Raw genomic sequence first — 11,181 nt, forward strand, 5'->3', positions numbered from 1 at the left:
CTATTCTCCAGGCAGGTTATTGGCTGGTCCATGGGCAGTCGCATCGATAGCGATCTGGCTTTGAGCGCGCTGCTGATGGCCATCTGGCGCAGGCAGCCCAAGGAGTCGGTTCTGGTGCATTCCGATCAGGGGTGTCAGTTCACGGGGCAGGATTGGCAGAAGTTGCTGCGCGCGCACAATCTGGTCAGCAGCATGAGTCGGCGCGGCAACTGCCACGATAACGCGGTGGCGGAGAGCTTCTTTCAACTGCTCAAGCGCGAGCGGATTCGTCGCCAGATCTATTCCACCCGGCAGGATGCGCGGGCCGATGTCTTCAACTACATCGAGATGTTCTACAACCCCAAACGACGCCACAATACATGCGGGGCGGTATCCCCGATGGAATTCGAAAAACGTCACTACCAGCGGCTCGCGAGTGTCTAGTAGATCCGGGTCGATTCACTGACGAACTGGCGCCCTGGATGCATCATTACAACTTCCATCGACCTCACTCCGCTGTTGAGCACAGGCCTCCCGCTACTCGCCTTGGCTTCGAGGGGAACAACCTATTGGGAAACGACAGCTAGGTCAGCAACTTGCTGCCACTGTACGCGGCGGTGGCGTGTCATGGGAGATTGGACGGCAGAAAGGCATGTCCATCATCTGACGAGCAACCTGCTTCCGACGAGCCGAAACTGCGCCCATCCACGATCTGCATTCTCCCGCAATGGCGGGAGGCCAACCTAAGCGATGCGAGGCAGCGTTAGATCAAATTTAGTCGCTGTATCGTTGGACGTTGCCTGCACATGTCCACCATGAGCTTCGGCAATTGATTTGACGATGGCCAGCCCTAGCCCTGCACCTGCGTTCTTTCGTTGGCGGGCAGGATCTACTCGGAAAAAGCGATCGAATAACTTCGGCAGATCAGCCTCCGAAATTCGCTCGCCCGGATTTTCGACACTTATCGTTGTCCATCGCTCATCTTGCGCCAAAGCGACTGTAATACGCGACCCATAGGGAGTATGACGGATTGCGTTGGAAAGAAGATTGTTGAGCGCACGCAGCAACATCTCACGATCCGCCCGTATTGGTTCGGCAGCACCCTTTGCGTAAAGGGTGATGCTGCGGTCTTCGGCTAATGCCTCGAAGTAGTCAAACAAACCCCGGATCAACTCAGCCAAGTCGATTTCGCCGAGACGGAGATTTCGAGGGTCATTTTCCGTTTGAGCTAGAAACAACATGTCGCCGATCATGCGACTCATGCGATCAAACTCCTCCAAGTTGGAGTAGAGGATCTCCCGATATTCCTCTGCACTGCGGGGTTGCCCGAGCGCCACATGGGACTGCGTAATCAGGTTGGTAACGGGTGTACGCAACTCATGCGCAATGTCGGCGGAAAAGTGCGACAGGCGGACAAACCCTTCCTCGATTCTGGCCAACATGTCGTTGAAGGCGACCACAAGTTCAGCCAGTTCTATAGGTACGTCAAGAGGATCAAGTCTCACATTCAGCTTTGAAGATCGGATCGTGCGAATCTCCTCGTTGACCTTGCGGATTGGAAGGTGGCCCCATTGCACGGCCAGCCAAGCCACCCCGAGCGCAATGCAGAGAACAAGGCAGGTCGCCCACCAGAGCATGCGCTTGAACTCTGCCAAGAAATCGAGATGAAAGCCGATGTCCATGGCGGCAACGATGCGGTAGCCAGGTGCCGCCGAATTGTCGGCAGGCAGTTGTAGCGCCACACCTCGATAAGACCTCTGATTCTCTTGCCACACCGTCAAATCGTCGGCGGTGATGCGGTTGACCAATTTTTTGCCGCTGGCAAGTTTCGACAGGTCAGGACCCGGCGTGGCATAGATGGTATTGCCCGACCGATCATAGACGCCATAGGTCATCCCATGATGTCCTGCCACTGCATTGGCTAAATGCTGCCGCAACTCATCTTTGTCCATGTCATTAGCGATCTGTCGCAACGGCTCTGCCAAGGCCGTGACCACTGCGTCAAGTTCATGGGCGTCCTGTTGGGCAAAGTGGTGCTCCAAGGATCTAACGACAACCCAGTTGAACGCAAGAAATACCAAGGTCGTGGCAATGCCAACCAGGGCCGTGACCCTCAATGCAAGCGACGCGGGACGGCTTCGCCGTGGCTTATGGCGCGAGGTCATCATCAGGCGCATCGAGCGTGTATCCCATGCCGCGGACAGTGTGGATGAGCTTTGGATTGAACGCATCGTCGATCTTTGCGCGCAGACGACGGATGGCCACATCAATAACGTTGCTGTCGCTGTCGAAATTCATGTCCCATACCTGAGACGCAATCAACGCACGCGGCAGAACTTCACCCTGTCGGCGTGCCAGCAGTTCGAGCAACGCGAACTCCTTGCTGGTGAGATTGATGCGCTGACCAGCGCGCGTTGCACGTCGGCGCGGCAAGTCCAGCACCAAATCGGCAACTTGGATGCGATCAGGCTGGCTCGGAGCGCTTCCGCGTCGCAGCAGCGTCCGCACCCGCGCCAGCAATTCCGAGAACGCGAACGGCTTGACGAGATAGTCGTCTGCCCCCAGTTCCAACCCCTTGACGCGGTCATCTACGCTGCCACGTGCGGTTAGAAATAGCACAGGGACTTGTTTGCCAGCATCTCGCAGCGAACGCACGATGCGCCAGCCATCGACATCCGGCAGCATGACATCCAAGACCACCAAATCGTAGGTCTCGCTCATGGCCAAGTGGTGTCCGTCCAATCCGTTACGCGCCAGATCCACGACGAACCCTGCCTCCATGAGACCTTGGCGGACGTAATCCGCCGTCTTGTTCTCGTCTTCAACGACCAACAGCTTCATCGCATGCCCCATGAAATCGCTGCGGCGTAAGGAATTTTGCCGCCCACGATGCCCCATTCATTTTCTTCTTAGGGGCAATGTAATAGTCGCTTCCTGCCACGAACATGACGCGACCATTACATGAATGTAATCCAAGGGTCATTCATCCGAAAGTGGTCACTCCATAGCATGACCTCCATGCGTCGAACCGTGCCGCCCAAGACCAAAGGCGGCTCTAAAGACGACTTTCAAGTTATCTATGGAGGATTTCAGGCCATGCCGCCTCGTTCGCCCTTTGTAATCGCGCCCCCACTGGGCCTGTCTCGTCGGCGTTTTGTTCAGGGGCTGGCCGCTGGCGGCGTCCTGGCCGGGCTGTCCACCCCGGCGCTCAGGGCATTTGCCCAACAAGGCTCCGCGACGCGCGGTGCCGCCCCTGTGCTGAAGGGCACCGAGTTCGACTTGGTGATCGCCGAATCGCCCGTGAACTTCACGGGCAAGCCAGGCGTGGCTACGACCATCAACGGCTCGCTGCCGGCACCGACATTGCGTTGGCGTGAGGGTGACACCGTCACAATCCGTGTGACCAACAAGCTGCGTGAAGCCACATCCATCCACTGGCACGGGATCATCCTGCCGTATCAGATGGATGGCGTGCCGGGCATCAGCTTCAATGGCATCGCTCCCGGCGAGACCTTCACGTACCGCTTCAAGGTTCAGCAAAGCGGCTCCTACTGGTACCACTCGCACTCCGGCTTCCAGGAACTCACGGGCATGTACGGGGCGATCATCATCGACCCCGCTGGTGCCGAGACCATCCGCGCCGACCGTGACCACGTGCTGCTGTTCTCGGATTGGACCGACGAAGACCCGATGCGGGTGTTCACCAAGCTCAAGTCCCAAAGCGACTACTACAACTACAACCAACCTACCGTCTTCGACTTCTTCCGGGACGCCTCGCGCGACGGCATGGCCGCTGCGATCGACAAGCGCAAGATGTGGAACGAGATGCGGATGAATCCGACGGATCTCGCCGATCTGTCTGCCGCCACGCTGACCTATCTGGCCAACGGCGTCACCCCCGCCGGCAATTGGACGGCGCTGTTCCGACCGGGTGAGCGCGTGCGGCTGCGCATGGTCAACGGTGCGGGCAACACCTTCTACGACGTACGCATTCCCGGACTGAAACTCACGGTGGTGCACGTCGATGGTGTTGACGTGGAGCCGGTGACGGTCGATGAGTTCCGATTCGGTCCGGGCGAAACCGTCGATGTGATCGTCCAGCCACGGGATGACGCTTACACGATCTTCGCCCAGGCGATGGACCGGACAGGCTACGCGCGGGCCACGCTGGCTGTGCGTGAAGGTCTTCAAGCTCCCGTGCCTGCCCTCGATCCGGTCGAATGGCTGACCATGAACGACATGATGGCCAGCATGATGGGGGGCATGGACCACGGCGGGTCCGGCCAAGCCATGGAGATGACGGGCATGACGGGCATGACGGGCATGACGGGCATGACCGGGATGACCGGGATGACCGGGATGGGCTCGGGTTCGATGTCCGGGATGGATCATGGGGCGATGGCTGGCATGAATCACGGCGCCATGAACCACGGTGGCATGGCGATGGATCACAGCCAACACGCCGCGGCGGCGGGGGGACTGGCCGTGCCCAGCACTACTGCTCGCCACGCTCGCACCGAGTATGGTGCCAGCACGGACATGCGCGTTGACATGGCGCGCACCAACCTCGATGACCCCGGCATCGGACTGCGCAACAACGGTCGGCGCGTGTTGACCCTCGCGGATCTGCATACCCCGTCGGGGCCGCTGGACAAGAGAGGCCCTGGCCGGGAGGTCGAACTGCACCTCACGGGCAACATGGAACGCTACGCATGGTCCCTGGACGGGCTGGAGTTCGGAAAGTCCACGCCGGTGCACTTCAAACACGGCGAGCGGCTGCGGGTCATTCTGCACAACGACACCATGATGACCCATCCCATGCACCTGCACGGCATGTGGAGCGAGCTGGAAAGCCCCGACGGTCGCTTCCTTGCGCGCCGCCACACCCTGCCGGTGCAGCCGGCACAACGCATCAGCTTCCTGGTGACAGCCGACGCGCTCGGCCGCTGGGCGTGGCACTGCCACCTGATGTTCCACATGGATGCCGGCATGTTCCGCGAAGTCGTGGTGTCTTGAACCCAGCGCACAAGGAAGACCAAGAATGTCCAAAGCACTCCCCACTCGCGCACTGGCCACGACGCTTCTGGCCCTGGTAAGCGTCGCCGCCCAGGCACAAGCACAGAACGACCATGCAGCGCACGGCCAGGCCGACGCTCAAACGGCCGCGCCATCCACTCAGACCGTGGCTCCTGCCGCCGACCCGCACGCGGGTCACGCGACGTCGGCGAGCGGCTCGACCGCGGCCCCGGCCATGGATCACGGCAACATGCAGATGCAGGGCGGGTCGGCGCCTCCTGACGCCCGCGATCCGCATGGCTACTCCAATGGCCTGACATTGGGATCGGGCGACTACGCCGTACCCGGTGTGCCGCGGCTGATGCTGGCCGACGAACACAGGTTCTTCTCGTTGCGCGGCGAAACCCTGGAACGCCGCTTCACGCGCAAAGGGGACGATTCCACGGCCTACGACCTCCAGGCTTGGTATGGGACGACCTACAACAAGGCCGTCGTGAAGGCCGAAGGCGATATCGCCAAAGGAAAGCTCGAAGAATCGCGTACCGAGCTTCTCTGGGGGCACGCCGTCGCACCGTACTGGGACACCCAGCTCGGCGTTCGGGTGGATAACGGAGAAGGCCCCAGCCGTCAATGGTTGGCTTTCGGCATCCAGGGCCTCGCCCCCTACTGGTTCGAGCTGGAGGCGACAGGCTACGTGGGAAGTGGCGGACGTACTGCGCTGCGTGTCGAAGGAAGCTACGAGCTGCTGCTGACCCAGCGACTGATTCTGGAGCCTCGTGCCGAATTGCAGTTCTATGGCAAGGACGACCCGGAACGCGGTATCGGCAAGGGCCTGGCCGAAGCGTCTGCTGGCTTGCGCCTGCGCTATGAATTCAGTCGCCAGTTCGCCCCTTACATCGGCGTGGAACGGGCGGGCAGCTTCGGACGCACAGCGGACTATGTGCGCGCCGAAGGCGGCCGCACGCAGCAGACGCGCTGGGTCGCTGGCGTGCGATTCTGGTTCTAGGACTTTCCGGGTTTGAGCAACTGATGAGAGGCAATCCACGAACATGCACAACGACAGAAACCAGGGCAAGGTGCCGAGACGGCAAGCATTGATCGCTGGCTTGTTGGTGATGGCACTCGCAGGGCCAAGCCTGGCGCAGAGCCGACCGATCGCCAAGGTGTGGAAGGACCCGAGTTGCGGATGCTGCAAGGACTGGGTCTCACATCTGCAAGGCGCAGGCTTCGATGTGCAGGTTCTTGACACCGGGAACACGGCAGCGCGCACACGGCTGGGCATCCCGCAAAAGTACGGTTCGTGCCACACGGCGCAGATCGGCGGCTATGCCATCGAGGGTCATGTGCCTGCCTCGGACATTCAACGCTTGCTGCGTGAAGCCCCACAGGCCATCGGCCTCGCGGCGCCGGGCATGCCGGTCGGTTCGCCCGGCATGGATGGTCCGGCCTATGGTGGACGCAAGGACGCCTACGACGTGCTGCTGATCGGGAAAAACGGTAGTAGCACGGTCTATCAGTCGCATCGCTGACCATCCATCAACCCTTCTCCGTGGAGATATGCCATGCAGCATCAGCACACACAGACCCCCAGCGATCGGCCCCGGTTCTGGCGATCGCGCTACGGCGTGGCGTTCCTCATCATCGCCGCTGTCGCCGCGTATTTCCTGCTCAAGGAGCACACGGCACATGTTGCCGGCTATCTCCCCTTCCTGCTGCTGGCGGCTTGTCCGCTGATGCACCTGTTCATGCACCGTGGTCACGGCCACGGCGGACACGATCATGCCGCGCGTCAGAGGGAGGAAGGTGCCGCAGCCTCCAAGGAGCAGAAGCAATGAGTCGAGGCACTCGCACAGGGCGAGAACGCGACGCCGCGCTTGTCTCCTTGCGCGCCTGCGGCCTGCTGCGATCACCAGACACCAACGGTTAACGGCGAAGGGCACTTGTCACTATGAATTCATCCAGCAAGTCTTCAGGACATGAGCACGCGGGCATGGCGGCGGGTGCCACAACGTCCGACCCGCACACGCACCACCATCACGCCAGCCATGCTGGCAGTGACGACGCGGGCGGGTCCTCAAGCCACTCGCAGCCCGATGCCGCGACGCGCGATCCGGTGTGTGGCATGACAGTCACGGCAGCGTCGGAGCACCGCTCCACGCACTTGGGGAACACGTACTTGTTTTGCAGCACCGGATGCAAGGGCAAATTCGACGCCGATCCGGCGCGATTCGTGGGCGGAGGCGCGGGCACAAGCACCGGCAGCGGCCATGCCCCGCATCACCACGCCAGCACGGTGGTGCCACCGGCCCAGGCGCCAACGCCAGCCGCACCCGGAACGATCTACACCTGCCCGATGCACCCGGAGATCCGCCAAGATCATCCGGGAACCTGCCCCAAGTGCGGGATGACGCTGGAGCCTCTGCTGCCCGACCTCGATGACGACAACCCGGAGCTGCGTGACTTCTCGCATCGCTTCTGGTGGACCTTGCCGTTGACGCTCGTGGTTCTGGCGCTGGCGATGCTGGGTGAGCGGCTGCACCTGATGGACATGGCCACGCAGAGCTGGGTCGAGTTGGTGCTGTCGTTGCCGATCGTGCTGTGGGCCGGCTGGCCCTTCTTCTCCCGCGGCTGGCTGTCCGTGGTCAACCGCAGCCCGAACATGTGGACGCTGATCGGCCTGGGAACAGGTGCGGCATTCATCTACAGCGTCGTGGCAACCGTTGCGCCAGAAGTGTTTCCGGCATCCTTCATGTCCATGGGACGGGTCGGCGTGTATTTCGAGGCCGCCGCCGTCATCATCTCGCTGACCCTGCTCGGCCAGGTGCTGGAACTCAAAGCCCGCTCCCAGACTTCGGCGGCCATCAAGTCGCTGCTGGGGCTGGCGCCCAAGACCGCACGGCGCATCAATGCGGACGGCAGCGAGGAAGACGTGCCGCTCAGCCATGTGCACGTCGGCGACCTGCTGCGCATCCGACCCGGCGAGAAGGTGCCGGTGGATGGCATCGTGCACGAGGGCAGCAGCTCGATTGACGAGTCCATGCTGACTGGCGAACCGCTGCCCGTCAGCAAGCGCGTGGGCGACAAGGTCATCGGGGCCACACTCAACACCAGTGGCGCGCTGGTCATGCGTTCGGAGCGGATCGGCTCGGACACCGTTCTGTCGCAGATCGTGCAGATGGTCGCCCAGGCGCAGCGTTCCAAGGCGCCGATGCAACGCATGGCCGATGTCGTTGCCGGCTACTTCGTGATGGCCGTCGTCGCCATTGCGGTCACGACGCTCTTTGTCTGGGGATTCTTCGGGCCGCAGCCCACCTGGGTCTATGGACTCATCAATGCGGTGGCCGTCCTGATCATCGCCTGCCCGTGCGCGCTGGGTCTGGCCACGCCGATGTCGATCATGGTCGCAACGGGCCGTGGCGCCACGCAGGGGGTGCTGTTCCGCGATGCCGCGGCGATCGAGAATCTTCGCAAGGTCGATACCCTCGTCATCGACAAGACAGGAACCCTGACCGAAGGCCGACCTGCTTTCGATCAGGTCGTCGCAGCGCCCGGCTTTACGAACGATGAGGTGCTGCGTCTTGCGGCCAGCCTGGACCAGGGCAGTGAACACCCCCTGGCCGACGCCATCGTGCAGGCCGCGCGTGCCCAGGGCCTCCAACTCGTGAAGCCTCAGACCTTTGAATCGGGAACGGGCATCGGCGTGCGCGGGAAAGTTGAGCACCGGCAACTGGCGTTGGGCAATACGGTGCTGATGGAGCAGTCTGGCGTGTCGGTTGAGCAGCTCATACCCCAGGCAGAAGCTCTGCGCGGCGAAGGGGCCAGTGTCATGTATCTGGCTGTGGACGGGCAGCTCGCGGGCTTGCTCGCCGTATCCGATCCGGTCAAGGGCAGCACCCCCGAGGCCCTGGCCGCGTTGAAGGCTGCGGGCCTGCGGGTCATCATGGCCACCGGGGACGGGCAGACCACCGCCAAAGCCGTCGGTGCACGCCTGGGCATCGACGAGGTGCATGGTGAAGTCAAGCCGGCGGACAAGCTCATGTTGATAGAGCGTTTGCAGAGAGAGGGCCGCATCGTCGCCATGGCCGGAGACGGCATCAACGATGCGCCGGCCTTGGCGAAGGCAGACGTGGGCATCGCCATGGGAACCGGAACCGACGTGGCGATGAACAGCGCGCAGGTCACGCTGGTCAAAGGCGATCTGCGTGGCATCGCTGTCGCTCGCTCGCTCTCGGTGAGTACCGTGCGCAACATGAAGGAGAACCTCATGTTCGCCTTCTTCTACAACGCGCTGGGCATCCCCGTCGCCGCTGGGGTTCTCTATCCCCTCACGGGCTGGTTGCTGTCGCCCCTGATCGCAGCATTGGCGATGAGCCTGAGTTCGGCATCGGTCGTAGGCAACGCCTTGCGGCTGAGAGCGACCCGACTGTGACCAAGACATCTTTCAGAGCCAACAGGAGCCTGCTATCGACCAGCGAGCCGTTTCTTTCGTTCCACGCCGTTGCGAAGGCGCAAGCCTTATCTCGGCATTTCGTTCTTAAACCACCCTCACACATCAAGGTAGGAACCTCTATGACCCGTTCACATTTCATCGCCAAGCTCGTCGCGCCGATCGCTGCTGGCCTGTTCGCCACCGCCGCATTCGCGCATCCTTCGCTGGTATCTTCGACGCCGGCCGACAAGTCGCAGGTTTCCGCGCCAGCCACCATTGAGCTGAAGTTCTCCGAAACGCTGGTGCCGCAGTTCTCCGCCGCGAGCCTTGTCATGACGGGCATGCCGGGAATGGCGAGCCATGGCCCGATGAAGATCAACGCCAGCGTCGCGGGTGCCGGCGACGGCAAGACCATGGTCATCACGCCGGCACAAGCGCTCCAGCCGGGCGACTATCGCGTCGAATGGCGTGCCGTCTCCTCGGACACGCATCCGATCACGGGTAACTTCACCTTCAAGGTGAAGTAAGCCCATGGCCGGGGATTGGTTGACCATCGTCCTGCGCCTGGCGCTTTATCTGGACCTAGCGGCGGCGTTTGGCGTCGCCATGTTCGGTCTCTATGCTTTGGGCAACGACGAGCGATCCTCGACGATCTCGCGCCGCTATCGCGTACTCATTGGCGCATCCGCTGCCATCGGCATTGCCCTGTCGATGTGGGGCATGACGGTCATGGCCAAGGCCATGTCCGGCGCCCAAAGCTACGCGGAACTGTCAACGCACGTTTTCGACATGCTCATTACGGGCACGCACATGGGCATCGCCTGGTGCATTCGCATCCTGGCTCTGTTGGTGTGCGTGCTCGTCGCCGTGTTGCGCATGAAGTCAACACTGCGTTTTGCAGCGATGGCCGCTTCCAGCGGTGTGGCGTTGGCGACCCTTGCATGGGCGGGACATGGCGCCATGGATGACGGCGTGCGCGGATACATTCATCTCGCTTCGGACATCACGCACCTCTGGGCGGCCGGTGCCTGGGTAGGCGCATTGATCGCGTTCTTGGTGCTTGCGGCCAACAAACCAAATACCGGGCAAGGCTCAGTAGAGATCCTGAGCCGAACATCCAATGGTTTCGCCCGGATAGGTACGGTGATCGTGGCGGCACTCGTGGTGACTGGAGCCCTGAACTACCTGTTGATCGCTGGGCCATCACTTGATCCGCTCTTCTCAACGCTCTATGGCCGCCTGCTTGTAGGAAAACTCCTGTTGTTCGGAGGAATGCTCGCGCTGGCGGCAGCCAATCGGTTTCGACTGAGCCCAAGTCTGGAGGCGGCACTGAGAACAGGCAACCACGCACAAGCGGTCGTCAAGCTACGGCAGAGTCTGTTCACGGAGGCGACGTTAGCCGTTCTGGTTCTGGCGAGCGTTGCGCGGCTTGGCATCCTTTCTCCCAACGGCACCTAATCTTTGACTGGTTGTAGCCTCCTCGAAAACCTGTGCCAGTCGGTGGTAGAGAATTCCATGGTATGAAGGAGTTCCTACATGAAGAAAAGCAGATTCAGTGAAAGCCAGATTGTCGCCATCCTCAAGGAGGTGGAGCTGGGAGCCAAGGTCGGCGAGACCTGCCGCAAGCACGGCATCAGCGAGCCGACCTACTACAAGTGGAAAAACCAGTATTCGGGCATGACCGTACCGCACCTGGCCCAACTGCGTGAGTTGCAGGAAGAAAACGCCAGGCTCAAGCGCATGTATGCCGATCTAGC

Annotated in this window: 11 protein-coding genes and 2 pseudogenes; 11 read left to right on the plus strand and 2 right to left on the minus strand. The window is 61.5% G+C overall.

Going from position 1 to position 11,181, the window contains the following annotated elements; genetic code table 11:
- The 3 genes and pseudogenes from C513_RS0111905 to C513_RS14705 all read left to right on the plus strand — a co-directional run.
- Positions 1–423: IS3 family transposase (locus C513_RS0111905; RefSeq protein WP_018716226.1), on the plus strand; the 423-nt coding region annotated here is incomplete at its 5' end.
- A gap of 23 nt (positions 424–446) precedes the next feature.
- Positions 447–566, plus strand: a pseudogene (locus tag C513_RS14360) (IS481 family transposase); the annotation flags it as partial.
- Positions 560–646: pseudogene (locus C513_RS14705) on the plus strand (hypothetical protein); the annotation flags it as partial. The pseudogenes C513_RS14360 and C513_RS14705, both read left to right, overlap by 7 nt.
- Positions 647–722: 76 nt before the next feature.
- Here C513_RS14705 and C513_RS0111910 read toward each other — a convergent pair.
- Both C513_RS0111910 and C513_RS0111915 read right to left on the minus strand, forming a co-directional pair.
- Positions 723–2,144, minus strand: a complete 1,422-nt coding sequence (locus tag C513_RS0111910) for a heavy metal sensor histidine kinase (protein WP_425386776.1) — start codon at positions 2,142–2,144, stop codon at positions 723–725.
- Positions 2,128–2,820, minus strand: a complete 693-nt coding sequence (locus tag C513_RS0111915) for a heavy metal response regulator transcription factor (protein ID WP_026320809.1) — start codon at positions 2,818–2,820, stop codon at positions 2,128–2,130. Before C513_RS0111915 ends, C513_RS0111910 begins: the two co-directional genes overlap by 17 nt.
- 255 nt (positions 2,821–3,075) lie before the next feature.
- On the opposite strand from C513_RS0111915, the gene C513_RS0111920 reads away from it, so the two are divergent.
- The 8 genes from C513_RS0111920 to C513_RS0111955 all read left to right on the plus strand — a co-directional run.
- Positions 3,076–4,995, plus strand: a complete 1,920-nt coding sequence (locus C513_RS0111920; protein ID WP_026320810.1) for a copper resistance system multicopper oxidase — start codon at positions 3,076–3,078, stop codon at positions 4,993–4,995.
- Between the two features lie 25 nt (positions 4,996–5,020).
- Entirely contained in the window at positions 5,021–6,001 is a 981-nt protein-coding gene (locus C513_RS0111925; RefSeq protein WP_211215747.1) for a copper resistance protein B, read from the plus strand.
- 43 nt (positions 6,002–6,044) lie between these two features.
- On the plus strand, positions 6,045–6,524 hold the full coding sequence (locus C513_RS0111930) for a DUF411 domain-containing protein (protein ID WP_033395097.1): 480 nt from the start codon (positions 6,045–6,047) through the stop codon (positions 6,522–6,524).
- Between the two features lie 33 nt (positions 6,525–6,557).
- On the plus strand, positions 6,558–6,830 hold the full coding sequence (locus C513_RS0111935; protein ID WP_018716232.1) for a DUF2933 domain-containing protein: 273 nt from the start codon (positions 6,558–6,560) through the stop codon (positions 6,828–6,830).
- Positions 6,831–6,943: 113 nt separating this feature from the next.
- The gene (locus tag C513_RS0111940; RefSeq protein WP_076342751.1) at positions 6,944–9,424 is read left to right on the plus strand and encodes a heavy metal translocating P-type ATPase; all 2,481 of its coding nucleotides are present in this window, start codon (positions 6,944–6,946) and stop codon (positions 9,422–9,424) included.
- 140 nt (positions 9,425–9,564) lie between these two features.
- A complete protein-coding gene (copC, locus tag C513_RS0111945) occupies positions 9,565–9,951 on the plus strand; it encodes a copper homeostasis periplasmic binding protein CopC (RefSeq protein ID WP_018716234.1) in 387 nt (128 codons plus the stop codon).
- 4 nt (positions 9,952–9,955) lie between these two features.
- Positions 9,956–10,882, plus strand: a complete 927-nt coding sequence (gene copD / locus C513_RS0111950; protein ID WP_018716235.1) for a copper homeostasis membrane protein CopD — start codon at positions 9,956–9,958, stop codon at positions 10,880–10,882.
- 78 nt (positions 10,883–10,960) lie between these two features.
- Positions 10,961–11,181, plus strand: a 221-nt coding sequence (locus C513_RS0111955) for a transposase (RefSeq protein ID WP_018716236.1), incomplete at its 3' end; no start/stop codon positions are given.

Origin of the sequence: Allobrachymonas chironomi DSM 19884, from assembly GCF_000374625.1 — a bacterium.
Classification (GTDB): domain Bacteria; phylum Pseudomonadota; class Gammaproteobacteria; order Burkholderiales; family Burkholderiaceae_C; genus Brachymonas; species Brachymonas chironomi.

Bases quoted from the DNA above. Each gene is read 5' to 3' on its own strand.
- C513_RS0111910 (WP_425386776.1), bottom strand. From the start codon at position 2,144: ATGACCTCGCGCCATAAGCCACGGCGAAGCCGTCCCGCGTCGCTTGCA.
- C513_RS0111915 (WP_026320809.1), bottom strand. From the start codon at position 2,820: ATGAAGCTGTTGGTCGTTGAAGACGAGAACAAGACGGCGGATTACGTC.
- C513_RS0111920 (WP_026320810.1), top strand. From the start codon at position 3,076: ATGCCGCCTCGTTCGCCCTTTGTAATCGCGCCCCCACTGGGCCTGTCT.
- C513_RS0111925 (WP_211215747.1), top strand. From the start codon at position 5,021: ATGTCCAAAGCACTCCCCACTCGCGCACTGGCCACGACGCTTCTGGCC.
- C513_RS0111930 (WP_033395097.1), top strand. From the start codon at position 6,045: ATGCACAACGACAGAAACCAGGGCAAGGTGCCGAGACGGCAAGCATTG.
- C513_RS0111935 (WP_018716232.1), top strand. From the start codon at position 6,558: ATGCAGCATCAGCACACACAGACCCCCAGCGATCGGCCCCGGTTCTGG.
- C513_RS0111940 (WP_076342751.1), top strand. From the start codon at position 6,944: ATGAATTCATCCAGCAAGTCTTCAGGACATGAGCACGCGGGCATGGCG.
- copC (WP_018716234.1), top strand. From the start codon at position 9,565: ATGACCCGTTCACATTTCATCGCCAAGCTCGTCGCGCCGATCGCTGCT.
- copD (WP_018716235.1), top strand. From the start codon at position 9,956: ATGGCCGGGGATTGGTTGACCATCGTCCTGCGCCTGGCGCTTTATCTG.